Raw genomic sequence first — 18,291 nt, 5'->3', positions numbered from 1 at the left:
TCAGCCTCCCAGCCGGCCCAGCTTCTTCGCGACGTTCCTGTTCAGCTGCTCGCGCCACCGGTCGCGGAAGCTGCGGCCCCCGGCCTCGCCGGCCAGGGCCGCGCAGAATCCCGCGATGTCGTCGCCCAGCACCTCGTGGATGTCCTGCCCGTCGGCCGCCGTCTCCTCCAGCAGCCCCAGAACGCCGTCGAAGATCGGCATCAGGTTCCGGCCGGTGAAGTCCGAGTAGTGAAAGAGATGACCTTTGATCTGGTCCCAGGCCGCCCGGTGGTCGGCCGGCAGTGCCGCGGCCCGGGCTTCGAACGCCTTGTAGTCCCTGGTGAGATCGCTGCCTGTGATGGTCTCCCAGAAGCTCATTTCCCGCCCTCCTTGAGCTTGTCGATCCGGGATGTGATGTACGCCCATTTCGCCCAGAAGGTCGCCAGTTCCGCGCGTCCCGCGTCGTTGAGCGCGTAGAACTTGCGCGGCGGCCCCTGCTCGGACGGTCGTTTCGTCACCTGGACGAGCCCGTTCTTCTCCAGTCGCAGCAGGATGGTGTAGACCGTCCCCTCGACGACGTCGGCGAAGCCCAGGTCGTTCAGTCGGCGCGTGATGGCGTACCCGTAGGTCTCCTCGCTGCCGATGATCTGGAGCACGCAGCCCTCAAGCGTGCCCTTCAGCATCTCCGTCAGATTGTCCATGGTGGCTCTTCTTCCGCCGCCTTCCGAAGTACTCGGTGATACCGAGTACTGCTATACAGTACCACAGAGTAGAGCCTTCGGGTCAGGGGCGCAGCAGGCCGCGTACCCGGTCGATCGTCGCCTCGGCCTGCTCCAGGTTCGCCAGCAGGGCGCCGGTCGAGTCGCGCAGCCGGGCGGCGACGAGGCCGCGGCCGGTCAGGAGCGCGTCGCCCGCGCCCAGGAACTCCTCCAGCCTGACGCGCTCCTCGGCCTCGGCCTGGCGCCTGGCCTGGTGGATCAGGCCGAGGACGGTCTCGGCCAGGCGCGCCGACTCCATGCGCATCGCCCGCGGGTCCAGACGCAGGTCCTGGACGCCGGACGCGCAGCTGTACTCGACGCTCACCCAGCCGTCCGGGGATTCGGCCCGGGCCGTGGCGGTCTCGCCGGGGAGCCGGCTCAGTCTGCTGAAAAGGTGGTCGGCGTCGGCCGCGAGCCGTTCGGGATCGAGGCCGAGTGCCTGCTCGAAGTCCATGGCGGTCACTCCCAGGGGAACGAGTAGGAGCCGTCGGCGGCCTGCGCCGGCACGTACCGGCCGGTGATCGTCTGGCTGCCGCTCGTGACGTCGTTGAGCGCCTTGGCGCCCGCCGCCTGCGGGACGCCCTGGGGGAGTGGCCCGCCGGCGCCCTTGCGGCGGCCGGTGAGGCCGTGCGCGGTCAGGTCCCGTTCGATCCGGTTCGCGGTGCCCCAGACCAGCAGCGGGCCCTGGGCGAAGGTGGCGGCGGCGAGGTCGCGCAGCCCGCCGCCGTCGCCGCGGGCCGCCTTGGCGCCCGCGTCCACCGCCACCGCCGCGGACAGGGCGGCGGCGCAGCCGTGCAGCAGCGTGTCGAGCAGCGACTCCACTGCCCGGTAGTTCTCGTACAGGCCGGTCAGGCAGCGGGTGGCCGCGGTGCGGGCGGTGATCAGGCTGAGCGGTGTGAGCGCGGCGGTCAGCACCCACAGCGCCAGCGCGGCCATGGCCGCCGCCACCAGGAACTGGTACAGGATCATCGCGACGAGCGCGGCGCCGACGGTGCGGAGGACGAGGGCGGTGACGACCGCGCGGATCTCGATCGAGCGCAGGCCGGCCAGGTAGGCGTCCATGCGACGGTCGAAGGCCCGGCCGTCCTCGCTCCGCCAGCTCGTCGTGGCCACCTCGCCGACCAGCGCCTCGACGTTCAGCCGGGTGGCCGCCACGTCGTCGTGCACGGCCAGCCAGGTGTCCGCGCCGTCGAAGAACGCCTGCGGGTCGTACTGGTGGACGTACATCCTGCCGACGAACGGCCAGGCGGCGGGCACGCCGAGCGCGGACAGCGTCACCGCCGCCCCCGCGCCCGCCATGAGGGCGTCGCGGGCCAGCTCGGCGGCGTTCACCGCATCCTCACGGTGGCGGCGGTCTCGGCGTCCTGCCAGGTGGTGACCGAGGTGTCCAGGTCGTCCTGGACGCGTGCGATGTCGTCGAGGCGGCGGCGCACCTCGGCCATCGTGAGGGCCTCGACCTCGTTGTAGGCCAGCGCCAGCGAATAGGTGAACGACGTGAACGCCGACTCGGCCACGGTCAGCGACACCAGCCTGGGCACCACCTCGTCCAGCCGCCTGGCCGCCTCGGGCAGGCGCGATCGCATCTCCCTGAGCCGGGACCGGTCGATCTCGATCTCGTGGGGGCCGGAAGGTGTCCGTGGATTCATCGGCATACGTGGCTCTCGTCCGTGCGGGAATGATCTGTCCAGCCTGTCCCGCCGGGGCGTGAACCACCGCAATCCTGACGAAATCCCTACGCGCCGCGCCGCGTCACCGCCGTGTGGCCTGCCGGCGGACGTCGAGCCGGCCGTGCCGCATGCGGCCGGTCAGGCGGACCCGCAACACCTCCGGCGTGTCGTCGTCGGGTGCCCTGCCGATCGCCAGCGTGCCGTGCCGTACCGAGAGCTCGTCGCTCTCCAGCACCATGCCCGGCGCCAGGACCAGCTCCACGCTGCCGCCGCTCACCCGCAGCTCGATGATCAGCTCGGGCGCGCCGCGCACCGCGCTGGTCAGGTCCAGCAGCACGTCGCTCCACGCGGTGCGCACCGCCAGCCGGTGCGGCAACGTCCAGCGGCCGTCGCGGCGCACCGAGCCGTGCTTCTCCTTGATGGTGAGCAGTTCGGCGGCCGGAGCCCCGGCCGGCGGCAGCGCGAGCGCACCGTGGCTGCCCGGTCCCGCGACCAGGTCGGTGACGAGCGGGGCCAGCGCGTTCACGGTGCGGGCGGACAACGCCACCTCCAGCCGCTCCTCGAATTCGGCCAGGTCGAGCCGGCCGTCGGCGACGGCCGTCCGCAGCAGTTCGGTGACGCGGTCGCGGTCCGCGTCGGAGGCCCGCAGCGCCGGTGAGGAGGGCTTCACGGGACCCGCCGGGAGGTCTGCCATGGGTGGTTCCTCTCTGGAGCTCAGGGGTCGGCGCTACCGGGGCGGGGTCAGGCGTCCCAGGTGACGGGGAGGCTCTTGACGCCGTAGATGTCGGCGAGCTCCGGGCGCAGGGCGACCTGGTCGGCCGGTACGGCCAGGCGCAGGCTGGGGAAGCGGCCGAGCAGCGCGGGGAAGGCGACGCGCATCTCGACGCGGGCGAGCTGCTGGCCCAGGCACTGGTGGATGCCGTGGCTGAAGGCCAGGTGGCCGCCGTCCTTCCGGCGCAGGTCGAGGGTGTGGGGGTCGGGGAAACGTTCGGGGTCGCGGTTGGCGGTGTTGAGCGACAGCAGGACCATCGTGCCGGCCTTGACGGTCTGGCCGGCCAGCTCGACGTCCTCCAGGGCGACCCGGTAGAACTGCTTGGCGACGGACAGGTAGCGCAACAGTTCTTCGACGGCCTGGTCGGCGAGCGTGGGGTCGGCGCGCAGCGCGGCGAGCTGGTCCGGGTTCTGCAGCAGGGCGAAGGTGCCGAGGGCCAGCATGTTGGCGGTGGTGTCGAACCCGGCCGACAGCAGGATCAGGGCCATGCCCTGCAGCTCCTCGTCGGTCAGGTCGCTGTCGAGCAGGTCGCTGAGCACGTCGTCGGTCGGGTGGGCGCGCTTGGCGGCCACGAGTTCGGCCAGGTACTGCTGGGTGGCGAGGTAGGCGGCGATCAGTTCCTCGTCGCCGGCCTCGCCGCCGAGGAACTTGTCGATGTTCTCCTGGAAGCGGTCCCGGTCCTCGTACGGCACGCCCAGCAGCTCGCAGATGACGATGGCGGGGATGGGCTTGGCGAACGCGGTCACCAGGTCGGCGGTGGGGCCGGCCTGCTCCATGGCGTCCAGGTGTTCGGCGGTGATCTGCTCGACGCGCTCGGTCAGCAGCCGCATCCGGCGGACGGTGAACTTGCCGACGAGCGGCTTGCGGTAGCGGCTGTGCTGCGGGTCGTCCATGAGCAAGAACTCGCCGGGCGGGGCCGGGGGCACCTCGATGTCGCCGTAGTCGATGGTGGGGTGGTGGCTCATGAGCTCCTTGCGGGAGCTGAAGCGGGGGTCGGCCAGGATCGAGCGGGCCAGGTCGTAGCCGGTGACCAGCCAGCCCTGGTGCCCGTCGGCGAAGGGGAAGCGGCTGATGGGGCCGTGCTCGCGGGCCTCGACGAGCTCCTTCGGCGGGTCGAACGGGCAGCCGGGACGGCGCTCGGCGGGCATCGGCGTGACGGTGTGCACGGAGTCGGTCATGATCGTCCTTTCAGGAGATCTTGCGGCGGTAGGTGTTCATGGCGAAGACGTAGGCGACGACCAGGATGCCGACGCACCAGGCGAGGGCGATCCAGATGTCGTTGCCGACGGGCTGCTCGGCGAACAGGGCGCGGACGGCGTTGACGATGGAGGTCACCGGCTGGTTCTCGGCGAAGACGCGCACCACGGTGGGCATGGTGTCGGTGGGCACGAACGCCGAGCTGAGGAACGGCAGGAAGATGAGCGGGTAGGAGAACGCGCTCGCGCCTTCCATGGTCTTGGCCGACAGGCCGGGGATGACGGCGATCCAGGTCAGCGCCAGGGTGAACAGGATCAGGATGCCCGCGACCGACAGCCAGGCCGACAGGCCCGCGCTTGAGCGGAAGCCCATGAGCAGGGCGACGAGCATCACGACCACCAGCGAGACCAGGTTGGCGACCAGCGAGGTCAGCACGTGCGCCCACAACACCGACGAGCGCGCGGTCGGCATGGACTGGAACCGTTCGAAGATGCCGCCCTTCATGTCCATGAACAGCCGGTAGGCGGTGTAGGCGATGCCGGAGGCGACCGTGATGAGCAGGATGCCGGGCAGCATGTAGTTCACATACGAGTCCGACCCCGTCCTGATCGCGCCGCCGAACACGTAGACGAACATCAGCATCATGGCGATCGGCATGATCGCGGTCGTGACGATGGTGTCCGGGCTGCGGGAGATGTGGCGCAGGGACCGTCCCAGCAGGACGGTGGTGTCACCGAAGAAGTGCTTGCTCATGGTGGTGGTCCTTAGGCTTTCGTGCCGACGAGGGTGAGGAAGACGTCCTCCAGGGTCGGCTGCTTCTCGACGTACTCGACCTTGGCGGGCGGGAGGAGTTGCTTGAGCTCGGCGAGGGTGCCGTTGACGATGATCCGGCCCTCGTGCAGGATCGCGATCCGGTCCGCGAGCTGCTCGGCCTCGTCCAGGTACTGGGTGGTGAGCAGCACGGTGGTGCCCTGGGCGGCGAGCTCCTTGACGGCCTGCCACACCTCGATGCGCGCCTGGGGGTCGAGGCCGGTGGTCGGCTCGTCGAGGAAGATGACCGGCGGGTCGCCGATGAGGCTCATCGCGATGTCGAGGCGGCGGCGCATGCCGCCCGAGTACGTCGCCGCCTTCCGGCCGCCCGCCTCGGTCAGCGAGAAGCGTTCGAGCAGGTCGTCGGCGATCTTGCCGGGGTTCTTCAGGTGCCGCAGCCGGGCGACCAGCACGAGGTTCTCGCGCCCGCTGAGGATCTCGTCCACGGCGGCGAACTGGCCGGTGAGGCTGATGGACTCGCGCACCTGGGCGGCCTGCCCGGCGACGTCGAGGCCGTTGACCCTGGCCGTGCCGGCGTCGGCCTTGAGCAGCGTGGCCAGGATCTTCACCAGCGTGGTCTTGCCCGCGCCGTTCGAGCCGAGCAGGGCGAAGATGCTGCCCCGCGCCACCTCGAAGTCCACGCCGCGCAGCACGTGCAGTTCCTTGTACGACTTCTCCAGGCCGTGCACCTGGATCGCCGGAGCTTGTCGTGTCGTCATCACTTGGCCCTGTCTTCTCTTCCGGGGGGTCTCGCCGTCGGCGCGACTACTTAGTGGTGCTGACTACTGGCTATATAGTGGCACGAAGTACTGGTACCTAGCAACACCGAATAGTCCCGATCGCCGAGGTGTTCATGGCGTTCACCTTCGCGGGCCGCGCTGACACCGCGCCGACGCCGTGCTGACACGGCACGACCCCGTCCTGACGCCGTCAGGGGCGGCGGGATGAACCTTTCATCGCCCGCGGGACGTTCGCGCTGGTCGCCGGGGCCGTGCGAGGGCCGATCTTGCGGTGGGGGCGAGCCCTGTCGTGCAATTCACGGTGATCGCTTCTCACACAATCCGACCCTTGACGAGGGGGGAGCCGATGCGTCGCGGAATCACCGCCCTGGCGCTTGCCGTGGTCACCACCCTGGCGCCCGTCCTGGCCATGAGCACGCCGGCGGACGCCACGTCCACGCTCCAGGTCGTCTACACCAGCCTGCCGTACGACATCTGCGTCTCCTTCGGCCAGTCGGGCCGGCAGAACGGGCGCTGGCAGACCTGGTGGTGCAGCACGCACTATCCGCAGAGCTACCCGGGCTCCACCACCTACGACCTGTGGGCGTACGTGGACTGACGCCGTTCTTCCGCATATTCCGCTGGATAAGTTGCGTACATGGGCAATCAGCCCCGAACCTATGATCTCGGGGGACGTACCACATAGAGATCATGAGGGCGGATGGGCACCAAACGGGGCGCGGGGGCAGCCATCGGCTGGGCAGCGCTGTCGATCGTCATTCCGGGCGCGGCCCATCTGCGGGCCGGGTACCGCCTGCTCGGGTTCGGCCTGCTGGGGCTGTTCCTGGCCGCGGGCGTGGCGGTGGCCCTCGTCGTGGCCTCGGCGGGCGGGTGGGCCATGGCGACCCAGGCCACCTGGGCCTCGGCGATCACCGGTGGCGCCATCGGCGTCGGCGTCGCGTGGGGGCTGCTGGTGGTCGCCTCCTACACCGTGCTGCGGCCGCGGCGGCGGCTGGTCTGGTCGGACGGCGTGGCGCTGCTGCTCGTCGCGGCCGTCGTGTCGCCGTTCGTGGTGGCCTCGCGGACGGTGTCGGAGGCCGACGCCACGCTGACCGACGTGTTCAACGCCCCCGAGCCCACGCCCATCAACCACGCCGACCCGTGGGCCGGCCGGACGCGGGTGAACATCCTGCTGCTCGGCGGCGACGGCGCGCGCGGCCGCAACGGGACGAGCATCCGCACCGACAGCGTCAACGTCGCCAGCATCGACGTCAGGACCGGCGACACCGTGCTGTTCGCGCTGCCCAGGGAGATGGAGAACGCGCCCTTCCCCAGGGGGAGCGTGATGGGGAAGCTGTTCCCGCCGCCCAAGGGCTTCTACATCGCCGGGGCCGGGCGGGAGTCGGAGGACCTGCTGAACGGCGTCTGGGCCTACGCCGACACCCATCCCGCGCTGTTCCGCAACTCGCCCACCCGTGCGCCGGACGCCGTCAAGGGCGCGGTCGGCGAGATCCTCGGCCTCAAGATCGACTACTACGTGCTGGTCAACATGTGGGGCGTGGCCCGGCTGATCGACGCGCTCGGCGGCGTGCGCATCCACGTCGAGCAGGACATCTGCTACGGCGTGGGCCGCAGCGACGGCGGCGTGATCAAGGCGGGCACCCGCCGGCTGAACGGCAACGACGCGCTCTGGTACGGCAGGGCCCGCGACCACGACGGCTCCAGCTGCGCCGGAGGCGACAACCACACCCGGATGCGCCGCCAGCACTGCGTCATCTCCGCCATGCTCGACCAGCTCGACCCGGCCAACGTGCTGCTGAAGTTCAAGCAGCTGGCCGGCGCGGCCCGGCAGACGTTCCGCACCGACATCCCGCGCGGGCTGCTGCAGGACCTGGTGCCGCTGGCCGCCAAGGTCAAGGGCGCCCGGGTGGGGACGTTGTCGATCGTCCCGCCGCGCTACAACCCGGCCTACCCGGACTTCCCGCGTATCCGGGCCGACGTCCGCAGGGCCATCCTCCGCTCGCACCGCGCGCCCGCCACCGTCGCCGCGGGCACGCCGTCCGCCACGCCGTCGAGCACGCCGTCCGCCCGGCCGTCGGGCACGCCCACCAGGACGGCGATGGCGTCGTCGGGGAAGCTGGCCGACTCCTGCGTGGCCTGAGCTACGGGCGCGCGCAGGGGCCGGTGGGCGGCTTGCCGAGGCTCACCCGCAGGGCGTTCTCGATGAACGCGCTGCTCTGCTTCTTGGACACGGTCTCCGCCTGGGTGAGGGTGCCGGTCATCGCGAGCCGCTGCTTCGGCACGTAGATCTGGAACGCGCCGAAGAAGCCGCTGTGCCCGTAGGCGGCATCGCCCGTCGCGGTCAGCCGGGCGATGCCCAGCCCGTACGGCGACCCGGCCTTGACGCTCTGCGGGGTGCTGCGCAACATCGTCCGCAGCGTCGCCGGGTGCTTGAAGACCTTGCCCTCGAACAGGCCGCGCATGAACCGGTTGAGGTCGGCCCCGGTGGAGACCAGGCCGCCGCCGCCGAAGGTGTCGAACGTCGGGTTGTGGTCGTAGGTGTCGCGCTCGCCGAGGTAGTTGTGGGCGCGCGGGCCGCGGTGCGGCTCCCACCACTCCAGGTACGTGCGGTCCATCTTCAGCGGCTCCAGCAGCAACGACCGGTACAGCCGGTGCAGCGGCTCGCGGCCGGCCCTCTCGATGACCATCCCGGCCAGGACGTAGCCCGTGTCGGAGTAGTGGTAGCCCTTGGCGGGGGCGAAGTAGGGCTTGCCCGACCGAAGCGCCCAATCCACCAGTTCCAGCGGCTTCCAGGTCTTGTCCGGGTGGTCGAGCACGTACTGGAACCACTTCTCGTCGCCCACGTAGTCGTACAGGCCGGCGGTGTGGTCGAGGAGCTGCCGGACGGTGATCCGCGACCCGTACGGGATGCGCGCGACCAGCTTCCGGTCCAGGTATTCGCTGATGGGAGCGTCCAGGCGCAGGTCGCCGCGTTCGGCCAGGCGGAGCGCGACGGCCGCGGTCATCGTCTTGGTGACGCTGGCCGTGCGGAAGGCGTCGGAGCTGCGCAGGGCGCGTCCGCCCAGCTCGTACACGCCCGCGGCGCCGTCGAAGGCCCGGCCGGGGCCGGTCACGGTGAGGATCGCGCCGGGCACGGGGGGCTTGACGACGTCGTCCAGCAGGCAGCGGAGCTGCTCGTCGGTGGCGTCGGTGGCGTCGGTGGCGTGGGTGGCGGGGGTGGCGTCCGTGGCGCTCCGGGTCGCGGCGGCGGGGACGTGCGCCGTCCGGGCGTGGGCCGGGACGGCGAGGCCGCCGCCGAGCACCACGCCGGCCAGGACGGCGCCGAGTACGCAGGTTTTCTGGGCATGATGATGATTTTTTGACCGCATGGCCAGGATTTAATCCAGATGGTATGAGTGAGACAAGAGGTTCGCCCGGATCTTGCGGTTTCCCGCACCGAGGAGGTGCCGCCATGCCCGACCCCGGCTGGGACGAGTCCCTGCTGCCCCGGGAGCGCGAGGTGCTCGCCCTGATGGCCGAGGGCTGGTCCAACACCGGCATCGCCGACCAGCTGTACGTGTCGCTGAGCGCGGTGGAGAAGCACGTCACCGCGGTGTTCGCCAAACTCGGCCTGCCCGCGTCGGCGGCCGGCAACCGCCGGGTGCTGGCGGTGCTGCACTACCTCGCGGCGACCGGCCGGCCCGGGAGACGGCCCGGGGAACGGCCGGGCGAGGGGTGGGGGAAACCGCACAGTCGGTGAGCGGGGCTTGCCGGACGCCGGCCGCCGGGCTTGAATCCTGGCCATGCGGTCAAAAATCGATCAGGACGGCCAGAAGAAGGCCTCGTTCATCGAGGAGGCCCGGCGGCGGCAGATCGTGGAGGGAGCCATCTCCACCATCGCCAGCGCCGGGCTGCCCCAGGCGTCGCTGGCTCGGATCGCCCAGGACGTCGGCGTCAGCAGGGGCGTGATCTCCTACCACTTCGCCGGCCGGGACGAACTGATCCAGCAGGTCGTCAACGCCCTGTTCACCGAGAGCAACCGGTTCATCAAGGCTCGGGTGGACCGGGCGCCGGACGCCCCGCACCGGCTGCGCGCCTTCATCGAGGCGAGCTTCGAGTTCATGGCGGCCAACCGCGCCAACTTCGTCGCGCTGGTGGACATCTGGGGCAGCTTCGGATCGCCCGAGGCCAAGCGCCGGTTCAACGCCGACATGTACGACCCGTGCCGCCACCACCTGGAGGGGATCCTGCGGCGCGGCCAGGACAGCGGCGACTTCCGCGACTTCTCGCCGCGCACGCTGGCCGCCACCGTCCAGGGCGCGATCGACGGCGTCATGCTCCAGTGGGTCTTCGACGAGGAGGCCGTCGACCTGGCCGACTGCGCCGCCGAGCTGACGACGATGTTCGACATGGCCACCCGGCGGCGGGCGTGACGGCCGCGCCGCCGTCGTACGGCGGGGGAGCGGCCGAGCGGATCGGGGGCGGCCTCGGCGGGGAAGCGGCCGAGCGGGTCGGGGGCGGCCTCGGCGGGGAAGCGGTCGGGCCGATCGCGGACGGCCTCGGCGGGGGAGCGGCCCGGCGGATCGCCGGGGGCCTCGGCGGGTTGCTCAGGGACCGGGCCGCCGCGCACGGCGACCGGGTGCTGTTCCGCTTCGGCGGCGTCGAGACCACCGTCGCGCAGGTGGAGCGGCGGACCGACCGGCTGGCGGGCGTGCTGGCCGGGCACGGCGTCCGCCGCGGCGACCGGGTGGCGGTGATGCTCGCCAACGGCGTCGGCTTCCCGGTCGCCTGGCTGGCGATCGCCAAGCTGGGCGCGGTGATCGTCCCGCTGAATCCCGGGTATCGCAGCGCCGACCTGGCACACGTCGTCAAGGACTCCGCGCCGGTGCTGGCCCTGGCCGGCTCGGCCGCCGCGGCCGGTGCGCTGCTGGCGCTGGGCCTGGGCGAGGTCGGGCTGCTCGACGCCGCCGACGCCGGGCCCGCGCCCGAGCCCGTCCCCCCGGGCGCCTTCGACGCGGGGGCCGAGAGCGCCGCCGCGCCCGGCGCCCCCGACCTGCCCGACGTCGGCTGGGACGACCTGCTCAACCTCCAGTACACCTCGGGCACCACCGGGTTCCCCAAGGGCTGCATGCTCACCCACCGCTACTGGCTCCACCTGGCCGAGCTGGCGGCCGACGTCGCCGCCGTCACCCCGGACGACGTGGACCTCACCGCCCAGCCGTTCTACTACATGGACCCGCAGTGGAACACGGTGCTGTGCCTGCTGACCGGCATCCCGCTGGTGATCCTGCCGCGCTTCTCCGCCTCCGGCTTCTGGCCCTCGGTGCGCGAGCACGGCGCCACCTTCTTCTACGTCCTCGGCACGATGCCGCTGCTGCTGCTCAAGCAGCCGCCCGACCCCGAACGGGACCGGGCCCACCGCGTCCGGCTCGTCCTGTGCTCGGGCATCGCGCCCGCCCTGCACGCCGCGATCGAGGAGCGCTGGGGCGCGCCCTGGCGGGAGGCGTACGGCAGCACCGAGGCCGGGGTCGTGCTGGCCGTCCGGCCGGAGGACACCGCGTGCGTCGGCACCGGCGCCATGGGCCGGCCCGTCCCCGGCAAGGAGGTCAAGATCGTCTTACCGGACGGATCCGACGCCCCGGACGGCGAGGTCGGCGAGATCATGGTCCGCGGCCGGCCGATGCTGACCGGCTACTGGAACCGGGACGAGCCGCTGCTGCGCGACGGCTGGTACCCCATGGGCGACCTCGGCCGCCGGGACGCCCGCGGCCACTACCACCTGGTCGGGCGGCTCAAGGAGATGATCCGGCGCGGCAGCGAGAACATCGCCGCCGCCGAGGTGGAGGCGGTGCTGACCGGCCATCCGGCCGTGCGCGCCGCCGCCGTGATCCCGGTGCCCGACGAGCTGTTCGGCGAGGAGGTCAAGGCGTTCGTGCAGGTTGCCGAGCCCGTCGAGCCGCACGAGCTGGTCGACTACGTACGGGCGCGGCTGGCCGACTTCAAGACGCCGCGGTTCGTGGAGTTCGTCGAGGCGTTCCCGATGACGCCGTCCGAACGCATCGCCAAGCACCTGCTGCCGCCCGGACGGGACGGCGCCTACGACGCCCGGGAGGGAAACCGATGAGCACCGATCTGCGGGTGCGCCGCGCCGGCTCGGCCCTGGTGGTCGCCTTCGACCGGCCCGAGGTGCTGAACGCCTTCCGGCAGCGCACCTACGGCGAGCTGGTCGCCGTCCTGGACGAGGCCGCCCGCGACGACGCGGTGGGCGCGCTGGTGCTCACCGGCACCGGCCGCGCCTTCTCGGCCGGGACCGACCTGAAGGAGGCCGGCGCGCAGCTCGCCGCCGGGTCCGACGCCGACCTGGTCGAACGGACCGCCGCGCTCCAGGACCTCACCCGCCGCTTCACCACCCACCCCAAGGTGATCATCTCGGCGGTCAACGGGATCGCGGTCGGCGTCGGCGTGGAGCTGGCCATCGCCAGCGACCTGCGGCTGGCCGGCCACGCCGCATCGTTCGCCTTCAAGGAGGTGCACCGCGGCCTGTTCCCGAGCAACGGCGTGCTGTACTCGCTGCCCCGCCTGGTCGGCCACGGCCGCGCGGTGGACCTGCTGCTGACGGGGGAGACCGTCGGCGCCGCCGAGGCGTACCGCGCCGGGCTGGTCAGCAGGCTGGTCCCCGACGCCGACCTGCTCGACACGGCGCTGGAGCTGGCCGAACGCGTCGCCGCCGCGGCGCCCACCCCGGTACGCCTGATCAAGCAGGCCATGCGGCAGGTCTGGGAGCTGGACCTGGAAGAGGTGCTCGACCTGGAGACCGAAGGGCTGCTGGCCTGCCTGCGCGGCCAGGACGTGCGCGAAGGCGTCCGCTCCTTCGTCGAACGGCGCCCCGCCGTCTACCGCGGCCACTGACCGCTGCCACTGACCGCTGCCACTGACCGCTGCCACTGATTGCTGCCACTGACTGCGGCCACTGACCGCTACCACTGACTGCGGCCACTGACCGCGCCGTCCGTACCGCCCCCGCGATCAACCAGACCCCGGCCCGGCCATGGGCCGGGGTCCGATCTCCCCTATCCGAGAACAGCAGGGAGCCGAACGCCATGACCGGGCACGACAGCGGGGGATCGCTCCACCGCGGACTCAAACGACGCCACATGACCATGATCGGGCTCGGCGGCGTCATCAGCGCCGGCCTGTTCGTCAGCAGCGGCAAGGTGATCGCCGACACCGGCCCGGCGGCGCTGGTCGCCTACGCCCTGGGCGGCCTGATCGTCGTCCTGGTGATGCGGATGCTCGGCGAGATGGCCGCCGCCCGGCCCTCTGCGGGCTCGTTCGCCGACTACGCCCGTGCCGCCCTCGGGCCGCGCGCCGGGTTCCTGGTGGGCTGGTGCTACTGGCTGTTCGCGATCGTCGCGGTCGCGTTCGAGGGCGTGGCGGGGGCCAAGCTGCTGCACTCCCTGTCCGGCGCCGTCCCCGTGCTGCCGACGGCCGTCGCGCTGCTGGCGGCGCTCACCCTGGCCAACCTGGTCTCGGTACGGCTGTTCGGCGAGACCGAGTTCTGGCTGGCCTCGGTCAAGGTCGTGGTGATCGTGGCCTTCCTCGCCGCCGGGGCGCTGTACGTCCTGGGTCTGTGGCCGTCCGGCGGCGGCGCCGGTCTCAGCGCGCTGACCGGGCACGGCGGGTTCGCCCCCAAGGGCTGGGGAGCGGTCCTCACCGCGCTCGTCACCGTGCTGTTCTCCTACTTCGGGGCGGAGATCGTCACCATCGCGGCCGCCGAGTCGGCCGAACCCGCCAAGGAGGTCGCGCGGGCCACCCTGCGGGTGGTCTGGCGGGTGCTGATCTTCTACGTCGGCTCGGTGCTGGTCATCCTGGCGGTCGTGCCGTGGAACCGCGTCCCGGCGGGCGGCGCGGACAGCCCGTTCGCGGCCGCCATCGCCGAGCTCGGCGTCCCCGGCGCGGCGACCCTGATGACCTGGGTGATCCTGGTCGCGGTCGTGTCGGTGATGAACGCCGCGCTGTACGCCGCCTCGCGCGTCCTGTGCGCGATGGCCGCCCGCGGTGACGCCCCGGCCGCGGCGGCGCGGGTGCGGGCGTCCGGGGTGCCCGCGCCCGCGCTGCTCGGCGGCGGCGCGCTCGCGCTGGCCCTGATGGCCGGCGCGTTCGCGGTCGGCGACGACGCCTTCGACCTGCTGATCAACACCGCCGGGCTGCTGGTGCTGCTGCTCTACGTCTTCGTGGCGCTCAGCCAGCTCCGGCTGCGCCGGCGTATGGAGGCCGAGTCGCCCGAGCTGCTGCGGCTGCGCATGTGGGGTTTCCCCTGGCTGAGCCGGGTGGTGGTGGCGCTGCTTGTGCTGGCGTTCGTCGCCGTGGCCTCGTCCGCCGAGGCGCTTCCCGTGGTCGGGGCGGTCGCCGTGGCCGTCGGCGGCACGCTGCTGGCCTACGAGATCAGATCCCGCCGCAAACAGCCCGCCGACGCGGTCGCCTGAACGACGGCCTGAACGACGGCCTGAACGACGGCCTGAGCGGTGGCCGGTCGGCGGCCCTCAGCGCCCTCAGCGCCCTCAGCGCCCTCAGCGCCGTCAGCGCCAATGAAGGTCGCCGACCAGTGCCGCCTCCGCGCCTCCGTCGGCGAAGATGATCTGGCCGGTGACGAAGCGGTTGTCGGCGCCGGCGAGCCAGCACAGGAGCTCGGCGATCCACTCCGGCCGCCCGGGGAAGCCGCCGAACGGTTGCGGGGCCGCCGCCTCCACCGCGGCCCGCGCCTCCTCGCTCGCGAAGATCCAGGCGGCCGCCGGCGTGTCCACGACGCCGGAGGCGACGGCGTTGAGCGCGATGCCGGCGCCCGCCCACTCCGGTGTGGGGGCGGCTCTGCGCACCCAGCGGTTCAACGCGCGCTTGGCGATCCCGTAGGCGCCGGCCGGGCCGCCGGCGGACGGGTCCGTCTCGACGAGGGCGACGGCGGCGGCTTCGTCGCCGTCCAGGCACGCCTGCATGACGCGCTCGTCGGCGGGGGCCAGCGACGAGGTCGACGACACGACCACGGCACGAGGGGCCCGGCTCCGCGCCAGCAGCGGACGTAGACCTTCGAGCGTCGCGATCGCGCCGAAGTAGTTCGTCGCCAGCAGCCCGGTTCTGCCGCCCCCGGCGACGGCGAGCACCGCGTCGACGGTCCCGGCCGCGCTCACCTGGTCGACCAGCGACCGCCGGCCCTCGGGCGTGGACAGGTCGGCCTGGACGTCGGCGTCGTCGAGGTCGCAGCCGATGACCGTGGCGCCGCGGGCACGGAGCAGGGCGGCGGTCGCGGCGCCGATGCCCGACGCCGACCCGGTGACGACGTACGTCCGCCCGGCGATCCCTTCAGCTGACATCGTGTTCCCCTTCCGGACCGGTCTCAGGACTTCTCGCTCGTACTGCGGTCGAAGAGTTCGACCAGTTCGTCCGCGCAGAGGCCGGGGTCGAGCCCGGCGTCGAGGAGCGGGACGACGCTGTCGATCGACGCCCGCAGCGCCGCCGCCATGACCCGCGGGTCGAAGGTGCGGAAGACGCCGGCGCGCTGCCCGTCCGTGAACAGGCCGGCCAGCCGGTCCAGCGACTCGGTGTGGTGCCGTTCCCAGACGCCTTGACCGCTGTTGAGCAGGATCTGCTGGAGCGCCCGCACCTGCGAGGAGTGGGCGGCGATGAACGCCACGTTCGCCCGGATGGCGGTGGCGAGCAGTTCGCGGGCGCCGGTCGCGGCCTCCACGGCGGGACGCACGTGGGCCTCGGCGTCGGCGGCGATCTGGTCGGCGACGGCCGCGAACAGCTCGTCCTTGCTGGAGAAGTGGTAGGTGATCAGCCGGCTGCTGCTGAGCCCGGCCTCCTTGCAGATGGCGTCGAAGGTGGTGGCCTGGTAGCCGCGCTCGCCGAGCAGGGTGATCGCGGCCCGGATGATCTGCTTCCTGCGGGCCGCGGTCGCTGCCTGATGGGGGCCGGGCGGACGGCCTTGACCGCCGTCGCTGTTATCCATGCAGATAACGTTATCTAGTCAGATAACAAATGGGCAAGCTGTATAGAACTTGCGAATTTTCGCAATTCGTTTAACACTTATCTCGTCAAGGCAGGCATGAAGGCAGGGGACAGTGTGAGCGAGGCGTTCGCTGCGGCGATCCGGCGCCGGGTGGATGAGGCGGCCGGCGCGCTGCGCGCGGCCGAACAGGACGGCGACGCCGACGCCGCGCTGGCCGCCGCCGGCGGGCTGGACGAGGTGCTGCGGATGGCCCGCGCGCACGGCGTGAACACCGACGAGAGCCCCGGCGCGGACCCCGGCCCGGCCCGCGGGGGAGAGGAGGCGCGCTGATGTCCGTCCCCCTGTACGAGGCCAAGGCCGAGCTGTTCCGGCTGCTCGGGCATCCGGTGCGGATCCGCGTGCTGGAGCTGCTCCAGGACGGCCCGATGCCGGTGCGCGACCTGCTGGCCGAGATCGAGGTGGAGCCCACCGGCCTGTCCCAGCATCTGGCCGTGCTGCGCCGCTCGGAGCTGGTCACCGCCCGCCGCGACGGATCGACCGTCGTGTACGCGCTGTCCGGCGGCGACGTGGCGGAGCTGCTCCGCGCCGCCCGCCACCTGCTCCAGGCCAAGCTCTCCGGCCGGCACGCGCTGCTGAACGAGCTGCTCGAATCGGAGGCCGGCGAACGGTGACCTCAGTGCTCCGGGCGGGCTGGGCCCGTCTGCGCCCCGTCCTGCCCGGCCGGGCCGATCTGGCCGCGTTCGGCCGTCATCCGCGCCGCGACCTGCTGGCCGGGCTGACGGTGGCCATCGTGGCGCTGCCGCTGGCGCTCGGCTTCGGCATCTCCAGCGGGCTGGGCGCGCAGGCGGGGCTGGCCACCGCGGTGGTGGCCGGCGCGCTGGCCGCCGTCTTCGGCGGCTCGGCGCTGCAGGTGTCCGGGCCGACCGGGGCGATGACGGTGGTGCTCGTCCCGATCATGCACGCGCACGGCGCCACCGGCGTGCTGACTGTGGGGCTGCTGGCCGGGCTGCTGCTGCTCGGCCTGGCCCTGGCCCGGGCGGGCCGGTTCATGATGCTGGTGCCCGCGCCGGTGGTGGAGGGCTTCACCCTGGGCATCGCCTGCGTGATCGGCATGCAGCAGGTGCCCGCCGCGCTCGGCGTGCCCACGCCCGCGGGTGACAAGGTGCTGGCCGTGGCCTGGCAGGCGGTACGCGACTTCGCCGCCCGTCCGAACTGGGCCGCCCTCGCCATGGCCGCGGCGGTCGCGGCGCTGATCCTGGTCGGCGGACGCCGGCGGCCCGCTGTGCCGTTCTCGCTGCTCGCCGTCGTCGCCGCCACGCTCGTCGCCGAGCTGGCGGGGTTGCCGGTGACACGCATCGGCGCCCTGCCCGCGGGGCTGCCCGCCCCGTCCCTGGAGTTCCTGGACGTCGGCGCGCTGAGCTCCCTCGTCGCCCCCGCGTTCGCCGTGGCCGCGCTGGCCGCGCTGGAATCGTTGTTGTCGGCCGCCGTCGCCGACGGCATGAGCGTCAACCATCGGCACGACCCCGACCGCGAGCTGTTCGGCCAGGGCATCGCCAACCTGGTCGCCCCGCTGTTCGGCGGCGTCCCGGCCACCGGCGCGATCGCCCGCACCGCCGTCAACGTGCGCGCGGGCGCGTCGTCCCGGCTGGCCGCGCTCGCGCACGCCGCGATTCTCGGCGTCATCGTGTTCACCGCCGCCGGGCTGGTCGCCCGCATCCCGCTGGCGGCCCTGGCCGGGGTGCTGCTGGCCACCGCGGCGCGGATGGTCGAGGTCGGCTCGGTGACGTCGATGCTGCGCTCCACCCGGGCCGACGCCGTCGTCCTGGTCTCGACCGCGGTCGCGACCGTCGTCCTCGACCTGGTCACCGCCGTCATCCTCGGCCTGATCGTGGCCGGGGCGCTCGCGCTGCGCGCCATCGCCGGGAACGTGCGCCTGGACACCGTGCCCCTGCGGGCCGACCTGCCCGGCGACCACGACGCCGAGGAGCACGAGCTGCTGGCCGAGCACATCGTCGCCTACCGGCTGGACGGGCCGCTGTTCTTCGCCGCGGCGCACCGCTTCCTGCTGGAGCTGTCGGAGGTCGCCGACGTCTCGGTGGTGATCCTGCGCATGTCCCGCATCACCACGATCGACGCCAGCGGCGCCCTGGTGCTCGGCGACGCCGTCGCCCGCCTGGAACGACGCGGCATCACCGTGTACGTCTCCGGCATCCGGGACGGCCACCACCGGCCGCTGCGCGCCCTGGGCGCGATCGCCCGCCTGGACGAGGCCGGCCAGGTGTTCGCCTCGACCCCGGAGGCCATCGCGGCGGCCCGCCGCCATCTCCACCGCACCGGCGTCCTCCCCGCCCCCATCGGCTGACCGCCGACGAAGGCGGGGCGG

General features: G+C 72.4%; 22 protein-coding genes. 10 read left to right on the top strand and 12 right to left on the bottom strand.

Features of this window, described 5'->3' with window-relative positions:
- The 9 genes from ACWEJ6_RS37335 to ACWEJ6_RS37295 all read right to left on the bottom strand — a co-directional run bounded on the left by ACWEJ6_RS37335 (nt 1) and on the right by ACWEJ6_RS37295 (nt 5,902).
- Nucleotides 1-357 (bottom strand): DUF1048 domain-containing protein, encoded by a 357-nt coding sequence (locus ACWEJ6_RS37335; protein WP_452429943.1) that lies wholly within the window; start codon nt 355-357, stop codon nt 1-3.
- Nucleotides 354-680, bottom strand: coding sequence for a PadR family transcriptional regulator (locus ACWEJ6_RS37330; protein ID WP_387678443.1), 327 nt, complete (start codon nt 678-680; stop codon nt 354-356). The genes ACWEJ6_RS37335 and ACWEJ6_RS37330 overlap by 4 nt, the downstream gene beginning before the upstream one ends.
- Nucleotides 681-762: 82 nt before the next feature.
- A complete protein-coding gene (locus ACWEJ6_RS37325; RefSeq protein WP_452429941.1) occupies nt 763-1,191 on the bottom strand; it encodes a YbaB/EbfC family nucleoid-associated protein in 429 nt (142 codons plus the stop codon).
- A 5-nt stretch (nt 1,192-1,196) separates the two neighbouring features.
- On the bottom strand, nt 1,197-2,069 hold the full coding sequence (locus ACWEJ6_RS37320) for a hypothetical protein (protein ID WP_452429939.1): 873 nt from the start codon (nt 2,067-2,069) through the stop codon (nt 1,197-1,199).
- Entirely contained in the window at nt 2,066-2,383 is a 318-nt protein-coding gene (locus tag ACWEJ6_RS37315) for a hypothetical protein (protein ID WP_452429937.1), read from the bottom strand. Before ACWEJ6_RS37315 ends, ACWEJ6_RS37320 begins: the two co-directional genes overlap by 4 nt.
- A 103-nt stretch (nt 2,384-2,486) precedes the next feature.
- Nucleotides 2,487-3,098: a DUF1707 SHOCT-like domain-containing protein gene (locus tag ACWEJ6_RS37310; RefSeq protein WP_452429935.1), complete on the bottom strand. Its 612-nt coding sequence runs from the start codon at nt 3,096-3,098 to the stop codon at nt 2,487-2,489.
- A 47-nt stretch (nt 3,099-3,145) separates the two neighbouring features.
- Nucleotides 3,146-4,354, bottom strand: coding sequence for a cytochrome P450 (locus ACWEJ6_RS37305; RefSeq protein ID WP_452429933.1), 1,209 nt, complete (start codon nt 4,352-4,354; stop codon nt 3,146-3,148).
- Between the two features lie 10 nt (nt 4,355-4,364).
- Nucleotides 4,365-5,126 carry an ABC transporter permease gene (locus ACWEJ6_RS37300; RefSeq protein ID WP_364336704.1) on the bottom strand — a complete coding sequence of 254 codons (762 nt, stop codon included), beginning with the start codon at nt 5,124-5,126 and terminating at the stop codon, nt 4,365-4,367.
- An 11-nt stretch (nt 5,127-5,137) separates the two neighbouring features.
- Nucleotides 5,138-5,902, bottom strand: coding sequence for an ABC transporter ATP-binding protein (locus ACWEJ6_RS37295; RefSeq protein ID WP_358301232.1), 765 nt, complete (start codon nt 5,900-5,902; stop codon nt 5,138-5,140).
- A gap of 367 nt (nt 5,903-6,269) precedes the next feature.
- Here ACWEJ6_RS37295 and ACWEJ6_RS37290 point away from each other — a divergent pair, with 367 nt between their 5' ends.
- Both ACWEJ6_RS37290 and ACWEJ6_RS37285 read left to right on the top strand, forming a co-directional pair.
- On the top strand, nt 6,270-6,521 hold the full coding sequence (locus ACWEJ6_RS37290; RefSeq protein WP_452429930.1) for a hypothetical protein: 252 nt from the start codon (nt 6,270-6,272) through the stop codon (nt 6,519-6,521).
- A gap of 102 nt (nt 6,522-6,623) precedes the next feature.
- Nucleotides 6,624-8,063 carry an LCP family protein gene (locus ACWEJ6_RS37285; RefSeq protein WP_452429928.1) on the top strand — a complete coding sequence of 480 codons (1,440 nt, stop codon included), beginning with the start codon at nt 6,624-6,626 and terminating at the stop codon, nt 8,061-8,063.
- 1 nt (nt 8,064) lies between these two features.
- On the opposite strand, the gene ACWEJ6_RS37280 is transcribed toward ACWEJ6_RS37285, so the two are convergent.
- On the bottom strand, nt 8,065-9,291 hold the full coding sequence (locus ACWEJ6_RS37280) for a serine hydrolase domain-containing protein (protein WP_452429926.1): 1,227 nt from the start codon (nt 9,289-9,291) through the stop codon (nt 8,065-8,067).
- A gap of 83 nt (nt 9,292-9,374) precedes the next feature.
- On the opposite strand from ACWEJ6_RS37280, the gene ACWEJ6_RS37275 reads away from it, so the two are divergent.
- From ACWEJ6_RS37275 to ACWEJ6_RS37255, 5 genes are all read left to right on the top strand, one after another.
- Entirely contained in the window at nt 9,375-9,662 is a 288-nt protein-coding gene (locus ACWEJ6_RS37275; protein ID WP_449916101.1) for a helix-turn-helix domain-containing protein, read from the top strand.
- Between the two features lie 43 nt (nt 9,663-9,705).
- Nucleotides 9,706-10,335, top strand: a complete 630-nt coding sequence (locus ACWEJ6_RS37270; protein ID WP_387678471.1) for a TetR/AcrR family transcriptional regulator — start codon at nt 9,706-9,708, stop codon at nt 10,333-10,335.
- Nucleotides 10,332-12,026: an AMP-binding protein gene (locus tag ACWEJ6_RS37265; protein ID WP_452429923.1), complete on the top strand. Its 1,695-nt coding sequence runs from the start codon at nt 10,332-10,334 to the stop codon at nt 12,024-12,026. The genes ACWEJ6_RS37270 and ACWEJ6_RS37265 overlap by 4 nt, the downstream gene beginning before the upstream one ends.
- The gene (locus ACWEJ6_RS37260; RefSeq protein WP_358301216.1) at nt 12,023-12,811 is read left to right on the top strand and encodes an enoyl-CoA hydratase/isomerase family protein; all 789 of its coding nucleotides are present in this window, start codon (nt 12,023-12,025) and stop codon (nt 12,809-12,811) included. The genes ACWEJ6_RS37265 and ACWEJ6_RS37260 overlap by 4 nt, the downstream gene beginning before the upstream one ends.
- 245 nt (nt 12,812-13,056) lie before the next feature.
- Nucleotides 13,057-14,388, top strand: a complete 1,332-nt coding sequence (locus ACWEJ6_RS37255) for an amino acid permease (protein WP_452429921.1) — start codon at nt 13,057-13,059, stop codon at nt 14,386-14,388.
- Nucleotides 14,389-14,481: 93 nt separating this feature from the next.
- Here ACWEJ6_RS37255 and ACWEJ6_RS37250 read toward each other — a convergent pair whose 3' ends face one another.
- Complete coding sequence (locus ACWEJ6_RS37250) at nt 14,482-15,270, bottom strand: SDR family oxidoreductase (RefSeq protein ID WP_452429919.1); 789 nt, start codon at nt 15,268-15,270, stop codon at nt 14,482-14,484.
- Between the two features lie 23 nt (nt 15,271-15,293).
- Nucleotides 15,294-15,908, bottom strand: coding sequence for a TetR/AcrR family transcriptional regulator (locus tag ACWEJ6_RS37245; RefSeq protein ID WP_452429917.1), 615 nt, complete (start codon nt 15,906-15,908; stop codon nt 15,294-15,296).
- Between the two features lie 114 nt (nt 15,909-16,022).
- Between ACWEJ6_RS37245 and ACWEJ6_RS37240 the strand changes: the two genes are divergently transcribed.
- Genes ACWEJ6_RS37240 through ACWEJ6_RS37230 form a run of 3 tightly spaced genes read left to right on the top strand, consistent with a single transcriptional unit; the run spans nt 16,023 to nt 18,270 of the window.
- Nucleotides 16,023-16,238, top strand: coding sequence for a hypothetical protein (locus ACWEJ6_RS37240; RefSeq protein ID WP_364336686.1), 216 nt, complete (start codon nt 16,023-16,025; stop codon nt 16,236-16,238).
- A complete protein-coding gene (locus tag ACWEJ6_RS37235) occupies nt 16,238-16,579 on the top strand; it encodes an ArsR/SmtB family transcription factor (RefSeq protein WP_352327141.1) in 342 nt (113 codons plus the stop codon). The genes ACWEJ6_RS37240 and ACWEJ6_RS37235 overlap by 1 nt, the downstream gene beginning before the upstream one ends.
- Entirely contained in the window at nt 16,576-18,270 is a 1,695-nt protein-coding gene (locus ACWEJ6_RS37230; RefSeq protein WP_452429914.1) for a SulP family inorganic anion transporter, read from the top strand. The genes ACWEJ6_RS37235 and ACWEJ6_RS37230 overlap by 4 nt, the downstream gene beginning before the upstream one ends.
- Nucleotides 18,271-18,291: the final 21 nt, after the last annotated feature.

It is taken from the genome of Nonomuraea sp. NPDC004702 (assembly GCF_053601695.1).
The sequence above is the reverse complement of the archived record's forward strand: the minus strand, read 5'-3'. Positions and strand labels throughout refer to the sequence as shown.

Bases quoted from the DNA above. Each gene is read 5' to 3' on its own strand.
- ACWEJ6_RS37315 (WP_452429937.1), bottom strand. From the start codon at position 2,383: ATGAATCCACGGACACCTTCCGGCCCCCACGAGATCGAGATCGACCGG.
- ACWEJ6_RS37335 (WP_452429943.1), bottom strand. From the start codon at position 357: ATGAGCTTCTGGGAGACCATCACAGGCAGCGATCTCACCAGGGACTAC.
- ACWEJ6_RS37280 (WP_452429926.1), bottom strand. From the start codon at position 9,291: ATGCGGTCAAAAAATCATCATCATGCCCAGAAAACCTGCGTACTCGGC.
- ACWEJ6_RS37295 (WP_358301232.1), bottom strand. From the start codon at position 5,902: ATGACGACACGACAAGCTCCGGCGATCCAGGTGCACGGCCTGGAGAAG.
- ACWEJ6_RS37245 (WP_452429917.1), bottom strand. From the start codon at position 15,908: ATGGATAACAGCGACGGCGGTCAAGGCCGTCCGCCCGGCCCCCATCAG.
- ACWEJ6_RS37310 (WP_452429935.1), bottom strand. From the start codon at position 3,098: ATGGCAGACCTCCCGGCGGGTCCCGTGAAGCCCTCCTCACCGGCGCTG.
- ACWEJ6_RS37235 (WP_352327141.1), top strand. From the start codon at position 16,238: ATGTCCGTCCCCCTGTACGAGGCCAAGGCCGAGCTGTTCCGGCTGCTC.
- ACWEJ6_RS37330 (WP_387678443.1), bottom strand. From the start codon at position 680: ATGGACAATCTGACGGAGATGCTGAAGGGCACGCTTGAGGGCTGCGTG.
- ACWEJ6_RS37260 (WP_358301216.1), top strand. From the start codon at position 12,023: ATGAGCACCGATCTGCGGGTGCGCCGCGCCGGCTCGGCCCTGGTGGTC.
- ACWEJ6_RS37325 (WP_452429941.1), bottom strand. From the start codon at position 1,191: ATGGACTTCGAGCAGGCACTCGGCCTCGATCCCGAACGGCTCGCGGCC.
- ACWEJ6_RS37250 (WP_452429919.1), bottom strand. From the start codon at position 15,270: ATGTCAGCTGAAGGGATCGCCGGGCGGACGTACGTCGTCACCGGGTCG.
- ACWEJ6_RS37290 (WP_452429930.1), top strand. From the start codon at position 6,270: ATGCGTCGCGGAATCACCGCCCTGGCGCTTGCCGTGGTCACCACCCTG.
- ACWEJ6_RS37285 (WP_452429928.1), top strand. From the start codon at position 6,624: ATGGGCACCAAACGGGGCGCGGGGGCAGCCATCGGCTGGGCAGCGCTG.
- ACWEJ6_RS37300 (WP_364336704.1), bottom strand. From the start codon at position 5,126: ATGAGCAAGCACTTCTTCGGTGACACCACCGTCCTGCTGGGACGGTCC.
- ACWEJ6_RS37305 (WP_452429933.1), bottom strand. From the start codon at position 4,354: ATGACCGACTCCGTGCACACCGTCACGCCGATGCCCGCCGAGCGCCGT.
- ACWEJ6_RS37275 (WP_449916101.1), top strand. From the start codon at position 9,375: ATGCCCGACCCCGGCTGGGACGAGTCCCTGCTGCCCCGGGAGCGCGAG.
- ACWEJ6_RS37270 (WP_387678471.1), top strand. From the start codon at position 9,706: ATGCGGTCAAAAATCGATCAGGACGGCCAGAAGAAGGCCTCGTTCATC.
- ACWEJ6_RS37255 (WP_452429921.1), top strand. From the start codon at position 13,057: ATGACCATGATCGGGCTCGGCGGCGTCATCAGCGCCGGCCTGTTCGTC.